The following is a 19,141-nucleotide window of genomic DNA, read 5'->3' on the forward strand; positions in this document are numbered from 1 at the left end:
GTTTATTAAATTTTAGAGTGGGCAAAGATAGGGGAATGAAAATGATATTTAATTAGAAATTAACAATAGTAAACGGGTGTTAAAAAAATTATTGAACATCTACCAGGTTAATATCAAAAAAAAGTGGTGCATTGGGTGGTATAGGACCGGCTCCTGTGCAGCCATATGCCAATGACGAGGGAATGACAATTTTAATTTCGCCTCCTTTTTTTATGAAGGGTAACGCAATTTGCCAGCCGGGTATTAACGAACTTAACAACCAGCCTGTTTGCGCTGCATTGGTTTGTGCGTCAAAAGTGGTTCCATTCAATAATTTTCCGGAATAGGTAATGAAAATTCTTGAATTAAGGGTTGGAGTGGCTCCGGTTCCGGGATTAATAATTTGATACATGATGCCACTGGTATCTGTTTGGTAGTTTATGCCATTGGCAGTACAGTAGGCAGCCATGGCATTTTTTTCGGATGCTACTGAAGCAGGTTGACAAGATTGAGTGCCTGAGTTGGATTTGGAACATGCAGCAAAAACAAAAGCTGTAATACAACAGTAGAAAAGTGTTTTAATCATTGTGGAAATTTATGGGTTATTCTCTTTAGTATTTAAATTGTTGGTTGAGTTTTGATTATTAGATGAATTGCTTTTATTAATTCTTTTTTGTTTCGCCAGTAATTCTAAATAGTACTGCTGGTTCATTTCCCACCTGTAATTACGGTATAAAAATGCCATGAAAAGGGCTAAAATTAAAATAATGAATAATAAAAAAAATGGATTTAATTTGCTGTGAGCTTCCATGTCTGCTCGTTCGTACCAACCTGCTGCTATTAATAAAATTATTGCCACACCGATACTCATACCTAAGGAAAAGCCTTTTAATAGCGAACGAGCACCATGCTTTTGCTTTTCGCCATTTTCGGCCCAGTATTTTATAAATTTTTCTTCTTTATCGGTTAACATGGCGCAAAATTAGTAGTTGCTATTCAAAAAACAGCTTGCTGATTTTTTTAAACAATATCTACTCTTCATAGTACTTTATTAAATCAAAGTTTTGGGTCTGTTTCATAAAAAAGTACCTTTTTTAACGAAACCACTTATTTTCGTAATATTCAATTACAAAAATTAACTGCATGCGCCTATTAAAAAAGCATGGGATATTGGTTTTTTGGTTTTTTCTATTAGCCGATTGCTATTTAATATTAACAGAAAAAGAAGGCTTACGATACCTTACCAAACCCGTATTAATACCTGTGTTATTATTTTATATTTTTCTGAATGCAAAACCTCATTTATTTAAACACACCAAAAAGTTTGTATTTATTGCTTTTTTATGTGCTTGGTTGGGCGATGTGTTTTTAATGGGAAAAGGCAATTTTTGGTTTATAGTTGGTATGTTGGCTTTTATTGCCGCTCATTTAATTTGGGCTGCTATTTTTATACGCATGCACAAACCCGAAATAAAACACAGCCAGGAAGTTGTTATTGGATTGGCTATTTTAATATGCTGGAATTATGCTATCCTGCATTTTATAGGGCCAAATTTGGGTAACATGAAAATACCTATATTGGTGTATATGGTAATTATAAGTTTAATGGCTCTGTCAACAGTTAACTTATTAGGCAGTAGAAGTAAACAAAATTTGGCAATCAATTTTTTTATTCCCGGTGCTGTTTTATTCATGATTTCAGATTCTGTTTTAGCACTTAGAATGTTTTTGTACACAGATGTGTCATTTTTAAGCGTGGTAGTAATGGTAAGTTATGGTTATGCCATTAGTTTATTGGCCGATGGATTTGCCCATTACCTAAGAGGATAAAAAAAAATTCCTCATAAAATGAGGAAGGGATTATTAAAGTCGTCGTCTTTTTTAAAGAATAATGCGGTTATCCATGTCTTAACTGTTTCAATCCATCTCATATACACTCAAATTTTTGACGCTTTAAAAAATCGAAAAAAAATCCCGAAACAACTAAAATTAATCATTTCGGGATTGAATATGTGTTTATGACAGAATGTTTGGAAGGGATTAGTAACCCATACCGCCCATATCAGGTGCAGGGTGTGCTGCAGGTGTTTCCGGTTTAGGTTTGTCTGCAATTACGCATTCGGTAGTTAAGAACATTCCGGCAATAGAAGCAGCATTTTCTAAAGCAACACGGCTTACTTTGGTTGGGTCAATTACACCAGCCTTAAATAAGTTTTCGTATTGCTCAGTTCTTGCATTAAATCCGAAGTCGTCTTTACCTTCTTTAATTTTTTGAACTACAATTGAACCGTCAACACCGGTATTGGTAGTTAAAATGCGAATAGGCTCTTCCAATGCACGACGGATAATGGCCATACCGGTTTGCTCATCGGCAATTTGACCTTTGATTTTGCTGTCCAATACTTCAATTGAACGAATATAGGCAACACCACCACCGGGTACAATACCTTCTTCAACTGCAGCACGGGTAGCATGTAAAGCATCATCAACGCGGTCTTTCTTTTCTTTCATTTCAACTTCAGTAGCAGCACCTACATACAATACGGCTACACCGCCTGATAATTTAGCTAAACGCTCTTGTAATTTTTCTTTATCGTAATCAGAAGTTGTATTTTCTATTTGAGCCTTAATTTGATTAATTCTTGCGGTAATATCTGTTTTTTTGCCTTTACCACCTACAATGGTAGTATTGTCTTTGTCGATAGTTACAGAAGCCGCTTGACCTAAGTAGCTTAAATCTGCATTTTCTAATTTAAAGCCTTGTTCTTCGCTTACAACTGTACCGGCAGTTAAAATGGCAATATCTTGTAACATTTCTTTTCTTCTATCGCCAAATCCGGGAGCTTTTACAGCAGCTACTTTAATAGTACCGCGTAATTTGTTAACTACTAATGTGGCCAATGCTTCGCCTTCTAAGTCTTCAGCTATAATTAACAATGGGCGACCACTTTGCGCAACTTTTTCTAAGATGTGCAAAATGTCTTTCATGGCAGAAATCTTCTTATCATAAATTAAAATGTAAGGATTTTGTAATTCTGCCTCCATTTTTTCGCTGTTGGTAACGAAGTAAGGAGAAATATAACCTCTGTCGAATTGCATACCTTCTACTACTTCAACAGTGGTATCAGTACCTTTGGCTTCTTCAACGGTAATAACCCCTTCTTTACCAACTTTTAAGAAAGCTTCAGCAATTAACTTACCAATGGTTTCATCGTTATTGGCTGAAATAGTAGCAACCTGTTGAATTTTTTTAGAATCATTTCCAACAGCTTGGCTTTGTGCCTTTAAGTTTTCAACTACTAAGCTAACAGCCTTATCAATACCACGTTTTAAATCCATTGGGTTAGCACCTGAAGCTACCATTTTTAAACCTTCGCTAATAATAGCTTGTGCTAAAACGGTAGCAGTAGTTGTACCATCACCTGCTATATCGGCAGTTTTTGAGGCTACTTCTTTTACCATTTGTGCACCCATGTTTTCAATGGGATCTTCTAATTCAATTTCTTTTGCAACGGATACACCATCTTTAGTAACCTGTGGTGCACCAAATTTCTTTTCAATAACAACATTTCTGCCTTTGGGGCCTAATGTAACTTTAACAGCGTTGGCTAATACATCAACGCCTTTTTTCATTTTATTTCTTGCTTCAATATCAAAGAAAATTTGTTTGGCCATCTTTTAATTTTTTTAAAAGTTTGGGAATTTTTTTATAATGTTAGAGCGATTATTAACGGCAATGATTGTTTTTACGATAATTAAACAATTGCCAAAATGTCGCTTTCGCGCATTATTAATAAATCTTCTCCTTCAATTTGAATTTCAGTTCCGGCATATTTACCATATAAAACGGTGTCGCCAACTTTTACGGTTAAAGGTTCATCTTTTTTTCCGGCACCAACAGCTACTACAGAACCTTTTTGGGGTTTTTCTTTTGCTGTGTCCGGAATAATAATACCACCTGCAGTTTTTTCTTCAGCAGCAGCAGGCTTAACAATTACCCTGTCGTGAAGCGGAGTAACGTTTAATTTTTTAGCCATACGTTATTGTTTTTTAAGTTTTTAAAGAAAACTGATTTAGAATGTCCCACCTCTAGCCATTTTTATGCCACGCAACAGAAGCAAGTCAAATTTGCAGGTTTTTGCTTCAATTACTCAATATACTTGTGAATGCTGGCAGCAGAATGAATAAATGAATGACAAATAAAATTGTTTGTGTGTCAAAATTGCACTTATACAAAAAATTAAAGAAAAGCAATCGCAACAAATCCATATAATCAGCACATACGTATGTATTTTAAAATTTGTTGTTATGCGCAGTAAAACAGTTGTAAAAAGTATTTTGATTACTACACTGGCTCTATTTATAATATTGGTTGTGCATATAATTTGGGTTACAAGGCCAACAAAAACTAATGTTTTAAATGTGGCCATGGCTCGAATAGATTTTCAAGTGCCCTTAAATGATGCTCAAGGAAAAGCTATAACAGCATGGCTTTATGCACAAAAAGGAGTTACCCATGTATTGTGTAATACTGCTTCGAAAATTGCAGTTTTTACTTTTTATCCGGCTCAAGTAAATGCTACGCAATTAGCCAAGCAATTATCCGAGTACATGCAAATTCCGGCTACTCGGTACCTACCTGCTAAAGAAGAAATTGAAAATGGTTGCCCGGTTGTATCCATTTCAACCCAACAAAAAATAGAACAGTTATCACGTTGGTTCTTTCATTCTGTCAACAATTAAAATCAAATAATATGAAAAAAGCAAAAATCACTTTATTGGTGGCCTTTTTAGGTATCGTTTTGGCATTAGGCATTTCCTGTAAAAAATCAAATAGTGCCCCAAATATGCCACAAACATTGTATGACTCATTAGGCGGAACAGCTATGGTGCCCGATCCGGCCATGCAAGGGGCCATGATTGAGAAAGGTCGTTTAGGCATACGGTCGGTAGTGGATAGTGCCATTTTTGTAATTGCTGCCGATACAAGCATCAATAGTTATTTTAAAGTTTTATTGCAGGAGGTTTCTTCCGGAAACTTAAGCGGATTCAATGCTTTAAGTAAGAATTTAACCGACTTCTTTTGCGTAGCAACAGGAGCCAAAAATTTTTCCTATACCGGAAAAGATATGGTTTCAGCGCATAACCCGGCTACTAATCCAAGAATGAATGGAAAGGCAATGAATGACGATTTTGATTCGTTTGTTGCTGATGTTGTTATTGCTGCCAAAAAAAATGGACTACCTGATTATTTAATTGCCCGATTAGGAACTATTATTAACTCTGTTCGTTCGCAAGTGGTGCAAGCATAACAAATCCCTGCTTTTCAATAACACTTAAGCATTATAATGAATAGCTATGTTGAAAGTAAACATAGCTATTTTTATTTTAAACTGTATTTATTTAAATACACATTATTATGGTAATAAGTTGCACTTGCATTTGGAAACTACATATAAACCATTACTTTTGCTGCCACTAAAACAGTTCTTTTAGCAATGATTAGCAGACGAAATATACGTGTTAAAGTAATGCAATTACTGTATGTAATTGAAAGTTCTAAAGAGTCAGAAAATATTAAAAATCCCGTTCAACAATTAGAAAATAATTTTAAAAAAACAAGTGATTTGTTTGTTTACATTATTTATTTTTTAAGCGAAGTTGCTAAATACGCTGAACAGGATGCCCGCATAAAAGCCAATAAACATATCACTACCGTTGAAGATTTGAACGTAAGTACAAAAATTGCCGGCAATACTGTATTATGGCAAATATTGGAATTGCCTGCAATACAACATGCTGTTAAAAGTTTAAATCCGGCTACGTTTATTGATACTGAACTGGTACGTAAGCTTTATTTGCAAATAGTAAATAAACCGGAATATAAAACTTATATCGCTGAACAAAGTCGTGATATACGTAACGAGAAATCCATTTTACTGTTCATGTTGAATGAATGCATTTTGCCCAATGAAGATTTTGAAACCCATGTGGAAGATGTATTTCCCAATTGGCAAGATGATGGTGAAATGATTATGCAGTTTGTTGCAGAAATGATTCAAAAGCCGGCAGCCAGCCATTTTCCGGAATTATTGGGTGAAGAAAAATGGAAGTTTGCCAAAGAGTTATTGTTAACTGCTATTGATAAAAAAGAAGTAACCTTAAACATTATAAAGCCCAAACTCAATAACTGGGATATGGAACGCATTGCTTTATTAGATATGATTATAATGCGTTTAGGAGTTTGTGAATTTTTGTTTTTTGAAACTATACCGGTGAAAGTTACCATTAACGAGTATATTGATATTGCCAAAGAATACAGTACACCTCAAAGCGGACAGTTTGTGAACGGTATTTTAGATGCTATTCATAAAGATTTGGCCAATGAGGGTAAAATTGAAAAAGTAGCCTATAAACCCGGTAACTAAAAAGTGGCACACATGAATTTTAGCAAAATTCTGATAATAGGTTGTTGTTACTTTATTATATTCGCCTGCCATTCCGGTAAGGCTGATAATAACCCTGCTATGGCAGCTGCGTTTGATACCAGCCACTATACCATGGTTAAATGGATTGACAGTATTGTGAATTTTGGAACAATTACAAAAGGTGAGCAGGTAACAGTACATTTTCGTTGTAAAAATATTGGCACAGAGCCACTAATATTGGTAAACGTTAGGCCTGTTTGTGGTTGTACTGTTGCAGATTATACTAAGCATCCAATTATGCCCGGATCGGAAGGTTTAATTGAAGCTGCATTTAACAGTGAACATGTAGCGCCCGGCAATGTTTTTAAAACCATCATTGTCAATACAAACACGAAAAATGGAACTGAACATTATTTGTTTTTCCGAGGAGATGTAACAACCGATTCAACCAATTCAACAAAATAAAAAACGTATTTTTTAAAACAATCAATAAAACAAAAAACACATGTTAAATTTCAACGTTATTTTAATGGCTGGTAACCCTCAACAAGGTGGTGGTTCTGTACAATTATTTTTAATGTTAGCCATTATTGCAGTATTTTATTTTTTCATGATTCGCCCACAAGCCAAAAAAGCTAAAGAACAAAAAAAGTTTATAGATAATTTGCAGAAAGGTGACAAAATTGTAACGTTAGCCGGCATTCATGCTACTGTTTACAAAATAAATGAAGATGGTACATTGCAAATTGAAGTAAACCCCGGTAGTTATTTAAAAATTGAAAAATCAGCTATTAGCATGGAATGGACTGCTGCTTTAAACAAAGCAACTGCTGCCGCTGAAAAAAAATAAGAAAATATTTTAAAATCATATACCCGGCTTTTATATTACAAAAGCCGGGTTTTTTATGTATTGTAAATGAGATGAATTAATTTTAAACATGCTTAAAATTGGTCTTACAGGTGGTATAGGCAGCGGTAAAACTACTGTGGCAAAAGTTTTTCAGGTATTCCAAGTTCCGGTTTTAGATGCTGATGCTGTAGCGAAACAACTAATGGAAGAAGATGCTTCGCTCATACAGTCAATTACTAATCAGTTTGGTGCTAATGCTTATGTAAATGGGAAATTAAACCGCAGCTTTATTGCCAACATAGTTTTTAAGGATGCAAAAGCCTTGCAGCAATTAAATGCAATTGTGCATCCCGCAACTATAGCCTATGCGCAAAAATGGATTACAGAACAACAAGCACCTTATGTAGTAAAGGAAGCTGCATTGTTTTTTGAATCGGGCACCGATAAAGAAATGGATTATATGGTGGGTGTTACTGCACCCTTAGAACTTAGAATTAGCAGGGTAATGCACCGCGATAATATTTCCAGAGAAGCAGTATTGAATAGAATGAGTAAACAAATGCCAGAAAATGAAAAAATGGCGAAATGCCATTTTGTTATTCAAAATAATGAAGAAGAATTATTAATACCACAAGTATTTCAATTACACAGCCATTTTTTATCACTTTCAAAATAAAGAATGAACTGTGTAATTGAAATGAGTAATAACGTACAATTAAAATATATACTTAGCTGCTCTTGAAATTAAAGGAATTACGATGGTAGCAAAAGCACCTGTTATAGCAGTATAACCAACAATTTGTAAACGAGCTGCAAAATTGTAAGTTTCAATAGTATAATGAAAAGTTAAGTGGCTGGCAGCAATTACCAACACAATTGTTAATATACCCATTAAAATTACATAGATAATTCCACCTGCCATTTTAAAATTGGCATAAAAGAAATGATAGATTAAGCAAGCAATCATCATAAATAACATAGAAGAGAATATGATGGAAGAAACATTCATTAATTCAGAATCGGTAAAGTTGGTTAATGAACGTAATAAGAAATCGAATAATAAGTTAAGGATGGTTAATAAATATCCGGTTAAAACGCCAACTGATAAATGCTTAGAAAGGGTAGTTTGTTGAAAAGCGTATTCCATACATGTGTTTTTATAATGTTATAAAACGAATTATTTTGTAAAATTAAAGAATGTGATGCTGGTTTTAAAATTAAAATGTTATAAGATTAAACATATCGGCTTTATTTGGTAATGCGGTAGCACCATCTTTTTAATTTGCCCTCAAAATCGAAAGGGGTGGTGGCATTGGTAATATTTTTTATGATGCTTGCCCTAATATTTTCTTCATCCATTACAAATTTTGTATAGTTGGTGCTGAAGTAAATGGTGCCACCCGGCGTTAAAGCATGTAAAGCATCATTTAGTAAAGCAACATGGTCGCGTTGAATGTCTAAAATATCCTTCATGCGTTTGCTGTTACTAAATGTAGGCGGATCCATGATGATTAAATCGAAGCTATTGGGTTGTAAAGTTTTTAAATATTGCTTTACATCGGCATGAATAAAATGATAGGCTGCATTATTTTTCAATCTATTAATTGTAAAATTATCCTGCGCCCATTGTAAATAAGTCTTAGAAAGATCAACTGTAGTTACTGAACTAGCTTGACCAGCGGCTGCATACACTGAAAACGAACCGGTATATGCAAATAAATTTAATACACGTTTATTTAAAGCCTCGCTGCGCACCATTTGACGGGTAATACGGTGGTCTAAAAATAAACCCGTGTCTAAATAATCGGTTAAGTTTACCAAAAATTTTAGCCCATTTTCCATAACGGTAAAATATTGTTGAGCATCACCGGTTTTTTCGTATTGGTCGTTGCGATTGGCCTTTCGTTTACGTTGTTTAACGTAAATGTTTTCATTGGGTACATCTAAATGCGTGCTTATTAATTGCAAACAAGCTTCCAACCATTGTGTATGCTCTTCTTCTGACATTTTGTGTTTGCGGTGGTATTCGGCAACATATACATGGTTTTCATATAAATCAATACAAAAGGGAAATTCGGGTAAATCGTGGTCGTACACCCGCCAACAAGTAATTTGCTGTTTTTGGGCAATTTTCTTTTTTCGTTTAAATACTTTATTCAGCCGGTTTTCAAACATTTCGGCCTTTTGGGGCGATAAAACGAAATTAGATTCAGATGATGAGGGCGTACTTTCCATACTGTTCAAAATTAATGGCATAGCCGCATTCAGCCATAAAATATTATTGTATAACCGGTTGAATAGCGCTTTGAACGTACAAGTGTGCGACGCAAGCGGTGCTTAATAGTAGTAACGAAGCCGGTAACAAAATTATTAGCAAGGGTGTAACTTACCGCTAATATATATGTGCTACCTTTGCAGCTTCTATGAAGGCAAAAACATTAAAACAAAACAAAATAAACATTATTACATTAGGTTGCAGCAAAAACCTGGTTGATAGTGAAGTGTTGAGCGGACAATTAGCAGCCAATGCTATACCGGTGGTGCATGAAAATAATAAAATTGACCATAACATTGTGGTAGTAAATACTTGTGGTTTTATTGATAAAGCTAAAGAGGAAAGTATTGACACCATTTTGAATCAGATTGAATTGAAACGCAGAGGGAAACTTGATAAGGTTTATGTAACAGGTTGCTTGAGTGAGCGTTACAGAAATGATTTGGAAAAAGAAATTCCGGAAGTGGATGCCTGGTTTGGCACAATGGAGCTGCCGCTTATTTTAAAGGAATTGGGTGCAGACTATAAATCGGAATTATTGGGCGAAAGGCTTTTAAGTACCCCCAAACATTATGCTTATTTAAAAATTAGTGAAGGTTGTAATCGTACATGCGCTTTTTGTGCAATACCCTTAATGCGTGGTGCCCATGTTAGTAAACCTATTGAAGCTATTGTTGCCGAAGCCGAAGCATTGGTGAAAAAAGGGGTGAAGGAAATTATGCTGATTGCACAAGAGCTAACGTATTATGGTTTGGATTTATACAAAAAACGGTCATTACACACGTTATTGGAAAAATTGGCTGATGTGCAAGGGCTGGAATGGATTCGGTTGCATTATGCTTACCCCAATAAATTTCCTTTAGAAGTTTTAAAAGTAATGCGTGAACGAGATAATATATGCAAATATTTAGATATGCCTTTGCAGCATGCCAGTAACAATATGCTAAAGGCTATGCGCAGGAATAGCACCCGTGAAGAAATGAGTGCTTTAATTAAAACCATTCGGCAAGAGGTTCCGGGTATATGTTTGCGTACTACTTTAATTGCCGGCTTTCCCGGCGAAACGGAAGCTGATGTGGAAGAATTAAAAAGTTTTTTAGAAGAACACAGGTTTGATAGGGTGGGTATTTTTACTTACAGCCATGAAGAAAATACAAGTGCCTATGGTTTAGAAGATAATATTCCTGCAGAGGTAAAACAGCAACGTGCTCAGGAAATTATGGAAGTGCAGCAGGAGATTAGTTTGGAAAAAAATATGGAAAAGGTAGGGAAGGTGTTTAAAGTTATTATTGATAAGAAGGAAGCCGGCCGATTTATTGGTCGCACGGAGTTTGATAGTGTAGAAGTTGACAATGAAGTAATTATTTCAACCAATAAAAAACTTTCTATTGGGCAATTTGTTAATGTTCGCATTACCAAGGCGTATGATTATGATATTGAGGGCGAATTGGTTGATGAATAAATAGATTAAACTTTAGTGTTTGTATTTTTAAATGGATTAAGTTTTGTTGCATGGAAGACAATTGCTATTATTTGCCAATAACTGAAACAGGATTTTTTTCAGCTATTGCTATGGATTATGTTACAGAAAAACCTGCCTTAAGGCCTTTTTACGAACATAGTGTATCATTAGATGGCATAAAAGCTGCAATTGCCGCTCGACAAAAAACTAAAAATCATAGAACAGTTTTACAGGCTGCTTTATTAAAGCAATACAGCCCAATTACCCTAACTGAGGTTCAACAAAAAAATTTAAACGCATTGTTGTTGGATAATACGTTTACCATTACAACAGCACATCAGCCCAATATTTTTACAGGACCATTATACTTTATTTATAAAATAATTCATGCCATACAGCAGGCTCAATTTTTACAACAACAGTTGCCTGAATACAATTTTGTGCCGTTTTATTACATGGGTAGTGAAGATGCCGATTTAGAGGAATTGGGTACTATAACGTTACAAGGTAAAAAGCTAACCTGGTTAACCAACCAAACGGGTGCTGTAGGCAGAATGAAAGTTGATAAACTTTTTTTATCATTAATTGAAGAAATAAAAGGACAGATTAATGTTTTACCCTATGGTGAACAGTTATCGCAGCTTTTCGCCAATGCATACACGTTAGGTAAAACCATTCAGCAAGCAACTTTTGAATTGGTAAATAATTTATTTGCCGACTTTGGATTGCTAATTTTAATACCCGATAATGCTGCTTTAAAAAAAGTGTTTGAACCGGTGGTTGAAAAAGAATTACTGGAACAGTTTTCGCATAACGCAATAGCAAGCACAATTAAAGCATTACAGGAACATTATCCCATACAAACGCAAGGTAGATCTATTAATTTGTTTTACTTAACCGATACTTATCGTGAAAGAATTGAATGGGATGCTGCCTCAGAAAAATTTGTAGTGAAAAATACGCAGTTGCAATTTACTAAAACAGAAATGTTGAACGAGCTGCGTCAGTACCCTGAACGTTTTAGTGGCAATGTAATTTTACGTGGTTTATTTCAAGAAACTATATTGCCCAATATTATGTTTATTGGTGGCGGGGGCGAATTGGCCTATTGGTTAGAATTAAAAAATGTATTTGCCGCTGCTGCTATCCCTTATCCTGTTTTGTTATTGAGAAACTCATTTGTAATAGCCGATTCCAATAGTTTAAAACAATGGCAACAAATGCAGTTTACTATTGCCGATTTGTTTAAGCCTATTCTGACATTACAACAAAACTATGTATTGAAGCACAGCAACTACAATGTATTGTTAGACTCGGAAATAAAAGCCCTGAATGAAGTGTATGAACAAATGCGGCAACATGCTGTAAAAGCAGATGCTACATTAGAAAAGCATGTTTTAGCATTGCAACATAAGGCCTTAGAAAAAATAAATGTGTTGCAGAAAAAAATAATAAAGGCTGAAAAACGAAAACATGAAATTGAAATGCACAGATTAGAAAGAATTAAAAACGCTTTATTTCCCAACAATCATTTGCAAGAACGCGTTGAAAATTTTTCTGTGCTTTATGCGCATTATGGCCCCAACTTGTTGCATTCAATTTTGAAAGCCAGTAAACAATTTGGGCAAAAAATGGGGGTTATTGGATTGCCTTAATTATCAAACTGATTGGGCCAATTGCTTTTTACTTTCCCAATTTTTTCTTTTACATCATTTTCCAGTTGCATTTTATATTGTGCCACTTGAATACCAATTTCACTATTAAAGGCACCTAATATTTGTGCTGCTAAAATTCCGGCATTTTTGGCTGCATTTAAAGCAACGGTAGCAACCGGTACACCGTTAGGCATTTGTAATATTGATAAAATTGAATCCCATCCATCAATTGAGTTGGAAGATTTAATGGGAACACCTATTACCGGTAAAGTTGTAACAGATGCTAACATGCCCGGCAAGTGAGCAGCACCACCTGCACCTGCAATAATTATTTTCAAACCCCGTTCTTTGGCTTTTTGTGCATATTCAATCATGCGCAATGGAGTTCTGTGAGCAGATACAATGGTTAGCTCAAACGGAATTTGCATTTGTGTAAGTATATCTGCAGCAGCCTGCATTACCGGAAGATCGCTATCGCTTCCCATTACTATGCCTACTTGTATGTTTGTGGTTGTCATAATTTATGCTTCAGTTTGTAATTGACGTTTATAAAGTTGTATGGTATTTTCAAAACCCAAATAAAGTGCATCGCAAATCAGTGCATGACCAATACTTACCTCATCTAAATGTGGAATATGTTTTTTAAAATAAGCCAGATTATGTAAATCTAAATCGTGGCCTGCGTTAATACCTAATTTAAGTTTATTTGCCAGTTCGGCTGCGGCAATATAGGGTTTAATAGCTTTTAAAGGATGCCCTGCTGCAAATAGTCGAGCATATCCTTCTGTATAAAGTTCAATTCTATCGGTAAAAGTATTGGCAGCAGCCTCTATCATTTTTACATCCGGATCAACAAATATGGACACCCGAATTCCGGCTTTTTTAAAAGTGCCAATAATGTCTATTAAGAATGCTTTGTGTTTTATGGTATCCCATCCATGATCGCTGGTAAGTTGTTGTGAAGCATCGGGAACCAAGGTTACCTGATGTGGCTTAACTTCTAAAACTAAATCAACAAATTTTTTTTCAGATGGATTGCCTTCAATATTGAATTCGGTGGTAATTATGGGTTTTATTTCTCGTACATCTTTATAAGTAATATGCCTTTCGTCGGGGCGTGGATGCACGGTAATACCTTCTGCACCAAAAAGCTGTGCATCGATGGCCGCTTTCAAAACATTGGGATTGTTACCCCCTCGGGCATTACGCAATGTGGCAATTTTATTAATGTTTACACTTAAGCGGGTATGCATGATGATTGATTATATAATTATGCAAAGTAATTGTAAAAATGGCAAAAGTATTCATTCATTTTCTATTCCTGTTTTTCTATTCAACCCGTTAGGGCAAACAGGTATCTTTCCGTAAAACAGCACTACCTTCGCAACAACAATTTTAAAGCCTAAGTGTTTCAGTATTATGTCGTATAACAGTTTGGAATCTTGTTTAATTGATTTAGAAAAGCATGGCCATTTAGTAAGGATAAAAGAAGAAGTAGATCCTTATTTAGAAATGGCTGCCATTCATTTAAGGGTACATGCGGCAGGTGGCCCGGCTTTATTGTTTGAAAATGTAAAGGGAAGCAAATTCAGAGCTGCATCAAATATATTTGGAACAGTAGAAAGAAGTAAATTTATTTTCAGGGACACTTTTAACTTGGTTCAACAATTAATTGAGCTAAAAAATAATCCAATCAAGGCTATTCAATCGCCCATTAAAAATATGCGTACAGGATGGGCCGCTATGAAAGCTTTCCCTTTAAAGCATCCAAGCCATAAACCGGTTTTAGCAAATGAAATTGCTATTAGTGATTTACCGCTAATTCAACATTGGCCCAAGGATGGAGGTGCATTTGTTACTTTGCCCCAAGTTTATACAGAGGATATTGATGCACCGGGTATTATGCATGCCAACTTAGGTATGTATAGAATACAATTAACCGGCAATGATTACAACTTAAACAAGGAAATAGGATTGCATTATCAATTGCATCGTGGAATAGGCGTGCATCAAACAAAGGCCAACGCAAAGGGATTACCGTTGAAAGTAAGTTGTTTTGTAGGGGGACCACCTGCTAACACTTTAGCTGCTGTAATGCCCTTGCCGGAAGGTATGAGTGAAATGACCTTTGCCGGTGTTTTAGGAAACCGTCGTTTTAGATATACTTATGTGGATGGGTTTGCGGTAAGTACAGACGCAGATTTTGTGATTACCGGTGAGGTATTGCCCGGTGAATTAAAACCTGAAGGCCCATTTGGTGATCATTTAGGTTATTATAGTTTAAAACACCCATTTCCGGTAATGCATGTGCACAAAGTTTATGCACGGAAAAATGCCATTTGGCCTTTTACGGTAGTGGGAAGACCACCTCAGGAAGATACTAGTTTCGGGGCTTTAATTCATGAGTTAACGGGTAATGCCATTGCCAAAGAAATACCCGGTGTTAAAGAAGTGCATGCTGTTGATGCCGCCGGTGTACATCCTTTATTATTAGCAGTGGGAAGTGAGCGTTATACACCTTATAATCCAACACAGCAACCTGCAGAAATATTAACCATTGCGAATCATATATTAGGAACGGGGCAATTAAGTTTAGCTAAATATTTATTCATTACTGCTGAATATGATGCACCGGTAAATGCTCACAACGTACCCGCATTTATGCAGTATATATTGGAAAGGATAGACTTTAGCCGGGATGTGCATTTTTATACAAACACCAGTATTGATACACTTGATTATAGCGGTACCGGATTAAATACGGGTAGTAAAGTAGTTTTGGCTGCTTATGGAAAACCTATTCGTAGTTTATGTACAGAGGTGCCTTTGGGAATGAATGAATGTTCCCCTTTGTATAATGCACAATTGGCATTTCCGGGTGTTGTAGTGGTTTCAGCACCGGTTTATACCAACGAGGCAGATACTGTACAACTAATAGAACGCATGAACACAGGATTGTCGGAAGATGCATTGCAAAATGTAGCTATAATTGTGCTGTGCGATGATAGTGGGTTTACTGCTAATAATCTTCAAAATTTTTTGTGGGTTACATTTACGCGTTCAAATCCTTCGCACGATATACATGGTATTCATGCTTTTGTAAAGCATAAGCATTGGGGTTGTAAAGGCCCATTGGTTATTGATGCTCGTATTAAACCACACCATGCACCGGCAGTTGAAGTTTTACCGGAAACCAATAAAAAGATTGATAAATTATTTGCGAAAGGTGGAAGTTTGTATGGTATTGAATAGGAATTGTTACAGCAGAATACCTTGTAAAAACAAATATGCTACACTAAAGTAAATAATCAGTCCTGTAACGTCAACCAATGTGGCAACGAAGGGTGCGGAAGATACTGCCGGGTCGGCACCTAATTTTTTTAATAAAATGGGTAGCATAGACCCGGATAATGTTCCCCATAATACCACGCCAATTAAACTTACACCTACGGTAAGGCCAATTAATAACCAATGTTCGCCATATAAATTTTGAATAATGCCATGTTGCATTAATACATGCCAACTGGCAATACGAATAAAACCAATTAATCCTAAAATGCTTCCTAAAACCACACCACTGCTTATTTCGCGCCGCATTACGCGCCACCAATCACTTAAGGATACTTCGCCAACAGCCATTGCCTGAATGATTAAGGTTGATGCTTGTGATCCGCTATTGCCACCACTTGACATGATTAGTGGTACGAAAATAGAAAGTACGACAGCTTTTTCAATTTCATCGGCAAAAAAAGCCATTGCAGTAGCAGTAAGCATTTCGCTTAAGAATAAAACAATTAACCAACCAACTCTTTTCTTAATTAGTTTAAAAAAAGAAATATCAAGATATGGTTCATCCAGTGCCTCAGTTCCACCAATTTTCTGAATATCTTCACTAAACTCTTCATTGGTAACCCATAAAATGTCATCAATCGTTACAATGCCTAATAAAATATTATTATCGTCCACAACCGGCAATGCCACCCTGTTGTTCATTTTAAATACCTGATTGGCATGTTCTTGATCATCATGAACGTTTAAGGTAATTACCCTTCCATCCATAATTTCCGAAACAAGGGTACTAGGCGATGCTAATAAAATATCTTTTATGCGTAAATCATCTAACAGTTCACCTTTTTGGTTAATTACATAAATCACATCAATGGTTTCACTGTTCTTTGCATATTTCCTTATAGTGGCAAATACTTCTTCAATGGTATTGTATTCATAAACATAAACGTAATCGGGTGTCATTAAACGGCCAACCGAATCTTCAGGATATCCCAACAAGGATAGGGTAATTTTTCTTTCTTCCGGGTTTAAAAGTTTAATTAAATCGCGAATAGTAGCATTGGGTAATTCCGATAAAAAAGAAGTTCTGTCATCGGGTGGTAATTCATTTAATAATTCAGCTGTTTTGGCTACTGATAATGATTTGACGATTTTTTTTTGTTGCGCTAAATCTAATATTTTGAATACATGAATGGCCCTATGCATAGACATTAATGTAATAATGTATGCCTCATGCTCAGGATACTGGTTAATCAATTCAACTACATCGGTAATGTGCAAATTATTTAAAAAATAGGCTAATGCTTCTTTATTGTCTTGTTGAAGATGATGTAAAAACTCTTCTTCTATTACTGAAGGTGTAATTGAATTTGCAGCCATAGTGCAATTTAATATTTTCGGTTAGCACAAAAAAATAGGAAATGGTTAATTCCCTTTAACTTCGTTTCGTTTGACATAAATATTATTATGATTTTACCTTGTTTAACAATTGCGCCATCTCCAAAGGGTGGTAGAGGTGTTTTTACAACCATTAACCTAAAGGCGGGCACCGTAATAGAAATTTCGCCGGTTTTGGTACTTAGCAAAAATGAAAGGGCTATAGTAGAACAAACATTGCTATATAATTATATATTTGAATGGGGTAAAACAGGTAAGAAAGCCGCCATTGGTTTAGGGTATTTATCTATGTACAATCATGATTATAATGCCAATGCTGATTACACCATGGATTTTGAACATGCCATTATGACGATTACGACTGTAAAAAAAATTAAGAAGGGTGAGGAAATTTTTATTAACTATAATGCCAACCCATCCGATAATACACCAATTTGGTTTGATGCAAAATAAAAATGGGGTTGTAAGAATACAACCCCGTAATTCACCAAAACCCAACTATAAAAAAAGTTTACCAATATTGATAGCCAATTAAACGGGCTAATTCAATTTTAGCTAAGCATAACTGATATTGATATTGTAATCTGGTTAATTCAGCTCGTTGAACATTAGTACTGGCATTGGTTAATTCTAAGTTAGTGCCTGTACCATTTAGGAAGCGAGCCGCAGCCAATCTTTCAGCATATTTTGCTTCATCAATTTGCCCTTGTGTATTTTGAATTCTTTCCATGTTGCTTTTAATATCGGTTAAGGCTTGCTGTATATCTTTTTTGTAATTATTATTCAATGTTTCTTGTGCTAATTCATTTTGCTTAACAATGTTTTGTGCCAGTTTTACTTGTTGTTTGGTTTTACCACCATTGTAAATAGGAACGGTAATACCAATGCCAGCCAAATAATTAAAACGAGGATTTTCTACATCGGGTATATAACCATTTTTATAGCCGGCTGAAGCTTGTAAGCCCACTATTGGTTTGTTCGATAATTTGGCAATATTTACATCGCTTAAAGCTTCTTTAATTTTATCTTTCATAATCACAAAATCCATGTTGGTTGCCTGAGCAATGGCAATTAAATCATCAATATTATTCGTGGCGGTTAAATCAAAATCAAACTGAGTGCCATTGGCTAAACTTATGCCGGTAGTGTAATTCAATAAGTTCAATTGTTTTTGTATTGCGTTCTGTAGATCAACTTTTCTGTTTTGTTCATTATCAATTGCAGCTTGAATATTTAAAACATCTACTTTTAGTGCATCGCCATTTTGCAATTTGGCATCAACAATTTTTTTATTATCGTTAAGGAATTTTAAAACGCTATCTTGAATGGCAATGGCTTTTTTCAGATAAACAATATTGTAATAAATATTTGCAACTTGATTGGCCAGTTGTGCCTTAACGTAAGACAGATTATGTGTTGCAGTTTGTAATTCATCTTTTGATTTTTCTATGTTTGCTTTTAAACGTCCAAAATCTATTAGTGCATATTGTGCATTAATACTGGCATTTACACTATTTACGGGTGCAAATTGAAATTCAGTACCGCCTAATGGAATTGTAATCTTTGGTTGAATGTAAGCATAGCTTGCATTACCTGTAACCTCAGGCATATTATTCAACTTTGTTAATTCTAATTTTTGTTGTGCGGTGCTGATGGTATTATTTACCTCTTTTACTTTTGGGTAGTATGTAAACGATTGATTGATTAAATTTTTTAGCTCATTATTGATCTGTACTTGTGCAGTACCATAAACTGCATACATACTAAACAATACAAGCAAAATATTTTTTTTCATTTTAAATTTAT

At 35.3% G+C, this 19,141-nt stretch carries 21 protein-coding genes; 11 read left to right on the top strand and 10 right to left on the bottom strand.

Annotation, left to right across the window (positions count from 1 at the left end; translation table 11 throughout):
* Positions 1-88: 88 nt before the first annotated feature.
* On the bottom strand, positions 89-565 hold the full coding sequence (locus LX80_RS01525) for an FKBP-type peptidyl-prolyl cis-trans isomerase (RefSeq protein WP_111293266.1): 477 nt from the start codon (positions 563-565) through the stop codon (positions 89-91).
* A gap of 9 nt (positions 566-574) precedes the next feature.
* Positions 575-952 (bottom strand): hypothetical protein, encoded by a 378-nt coding sequence (locus LX80_RS01530; RefSeq protein ID WP_111293267.1) that lies wholly within the window; start codon positions 950-952, stop codon positions 575-577.
* Positions 953-1,122: 170 nt separating this feature from the next.
* Between LX80_RS01530 and LX80_RS01535 the strand changes: the two genes are divergently transcribed.
* Entirely contained in the window at positions 1,123-1,809 is a 687-nt protein-coding gene (locus LX80_RS01535) for a lysoplasmalogenase (protein ID WP_111293268.1), read from the top strand.
* A gap of 210 nt (positions 1,810-2,019) precedes the next feature.
* On the opposite strand, the gene groL is transcribed toward LX80_RS01535, so the two are convergent.
* Positions 2,020-3,654, bottom strand: coding sequence for a chaperonin GroEL (gene groL / locus LX80_RS01540; RefSeq protein ID WP_111293269.1), 1,635 nt, complete (start codon positions 3,652-3,654; stop codon positions 2,020-2,022).
* A gap of 80 nt (positions 3,655-3,734) precedes the next feature.
* Complete coding sequence (locus LX80_RS01545; protein ID WP_111293270.1) at positions 3,735-4,016, bottom strand: co-chaperone GroES; 282 nt, start codon at positions 4,014-4,016, stop codon at positions 3,735-3,737.
* Positions 4,017-4,287: 271 nt separating this feature from the next.
* On the opposite strand from LX80_RS01545, the gene LX80_RS01550 reads away from it, so the two are divergent.
* The 6 genes from LX80_RS01550 to coaE all read left to right on the top strand — a co-directional run bounded on the left by LX80_RS01550 (position 4,288) and on the right by coaE (position 7,933).
* On the top strand, positions 4,288-4,722 hold the full coding sequence (locus tag LX80_RS01550; protein ID WP_111293271.1) for a hypothetical protein: 435 nt from the start codon (positions 4,288-4,290) through the stop codon (positions 4,720-4,722).
* 11 nt (positions 4,723-4,733) lie between these two features.
* A complete protein-coding gene (locus LX80_RS01555) occupies positions 4,734-5,291 on the top strand; it encodes a globin family protein (protein ID WP_111293272.1) in 558 nt (185 codons plus the stop codon).
* Positions 5,292-5,477: 186 nt separating this feature from the next.
* Positions 5,478-6,407, top strand: a complete 930-nt coding sequence (gene nusB / locus LX80_RS01560) for a transcription antitermination factor NusB (protein ID WP_111293273.1) — start codon at positions 5,478-5,480, stop codon at positions 6,405-6,407.
* A gap of 12 nt (positions 6,408-6,419) precedes the next feature.
* A complete protein-coding gene (locus tag LX80_RS01565; protein ID WP_146250354.1) occupies positions 6,420-6,872 on the top strand; it encodes a DUF1573 domain-containing protein in 453 nt (150 codons plus the stop codon).
* A gap of 40 nt (positions 6,873-6,912) precedes the next feature.
* Positions 6,913-7,257 carry a preprotein translocase subunit YajC gene (yajC, locus tag LX80_RS01570; RefSeq protein ID WP_245897919.1) on the top strand — a complete coding sequence of 115 codons (345 nt, stop codon included), beginning with the start codon at positions 6,913-6,915 and terminating at the stop codon, positions 7,255-7,257.
* Between the two features lie 88 nt (positions 7,258-7,345).
* A complete protein-coding gene (gene coaE, locus LX80_RS01575; RefSeq protein ID WP_111293275.1) occupies positions 7,346-7,933 on the top strand; it encodes a dephospho-CoA kinase in 588 nt (195 codons plus the stop codon).
* 39 nt (positions 7,934-7,972) lie between these two features.
* Here coaE and LX80_RS01580 read toward each other — a convergent pair whose 3' ends face one another.
* Entirely contained in the window at positions 7,973-8,404 is a 432-nt protein-coding gene (locus LX80_RS01580; protein ID WP_111293276.1) for a hypothetical protein, read from the bottom strand.
* Between the two features lie 101 nt (positions 8,405-8,505).
* A complete protein-coding gene (locus LX80_RS01585) occupies positions 8,506-9,492 on the bottom strand; it encodes a class I SAM-dependent methyltransferase (protein ID WP_245897921.1) in 987 nt (328 codons plus the stop codon).
* Positions 9,493-9,680: 188 nt separating this feature from the next.
* Here LX80_RS01585 and rimO point away from each other — a divergent pair, with 188 nt between their 5' ends.
* Positions 9,681-10,994, top strand: a complete 1,314-nt coding sequence (gene rimO / locus LX80_RS01590) for a 30S ribosomal protein S12 methylthiotransferase RimO (protein WP_111293277.1) — start codon at positions 9,681-9,683, stop codon at positions 10,992-10,994.
* Positions 10,995-11,044: 50 nt separating this feature from the next.
* Positions 11,045-12,649, top strand: coding sequence for a bacillithiol biosynthesis cysteine-adding enzyme BshC (bshC, locus tag LX80_RS01595; protein WP_111293278.1), 1,605 nt, complete (start codon positions 11,045-11,047; stop codon positions 12,647-12,649).
* Here the strand turns inward: bshC and purE are convergent.
* Both purE and LX80_RS01605 read right to left on the bottom strand, forming a co-directional pair.
* Positions 12,646-13,167, bottom strand: a complete 522-nt coding sequence (gene purE / locus LX80_RS01600) for a 5-(carboxyamino)imidazole ribonucleotide mutase (protein ID WP_111293279.1) — start codon at positions 13,165-13,167, stop codon at positions 12,646-12,648. The two genes, bshC and purE, sit on opposite strands and share 4 nt — an antisense overlap.
* A gap of 3 nt (positions 13,168-13,170) precedes the next feature.
* A complete protein-coding gene (locus LX80_RS01605) occupies positions 13,171-13,902 on the bottom strand; it encodes a pyridoxine 5'-phosphate synthase (RefSeq protein WP_111293280.1) in 732 nt (243 codons plus the stop codon).
* 166 nt (positions 13,903-14,068) lie between these two features.
* On the opposite strand from LX80_RS01605, the gene LX80_RS01610 reads away from it, so the two are divergent.
* Positions 14,069-15,901, top strand: a complete 1,833-nt coding sequence (locus LX80_RS01610; RefSeq protein ID WP_111293281.1) for a UbiD family decarboxylase — start codon at positions 14,069-14,071, stop codon at positions 15,899-15,901.
* 6 nt (positions 15,902-15,907) lie between these two features.
* Here the strand turns inward: LX80_RS01610 and mgtE are convergent, their stop codons facing one another.
* Entirely contained in the window at positions 15,908-17,317 is a 1,410-nt protein-coding gene (gene mgtE / locus LX80_RS01615) for a magnesium transporter (protein WP_111293282.1), read from the bottom strand.
* 87 nt (positions 17,318-17,404) lie between these two features.
* Between mgtE and LX80_RS01620 the strand changes: the two genes are divergently transcribed.
* On the top strand, positions 17,405-17,788 hold the full coding sequence (locus tag LX80_RS01620) for an SET domain-containing protein (protein ID WP_111293283.1): 384 nt from the start codon (positions 17,405-17,407) through the stop codon (positions 17,786-17,788).
* A 58-nt stretch (positions 17,789-17,846) separates the two neighbouring features.
* Here the strand turns inward: LX80_RS01620 and LX80_RS01625 are convergent, their stop codons facing one another.
* The gene (locus LX80_RS01625; protein ID WP_111293284.1) at positions 17,847-19,130 is read right to left on the bottom strand and encodes a TolC family protein; all 1,284 of its coding nucleotides are present in this window, start codon (positions 19,128-19,130) and stop codon (positions 17,847-17,849) included.
* Positions 19,131-19,141: the final 11 nt, after the last annotated feature.

The organism is Hydrotalea sandarakina, assembly GCF_003254115.1.
Taxonomy (GTDB): Bacteria; Bacteroidota; Bacteroidia; order Chitinophagales; family Chitinophagaceae; genus Hydrotalea; species Hydrotalea sandarakina.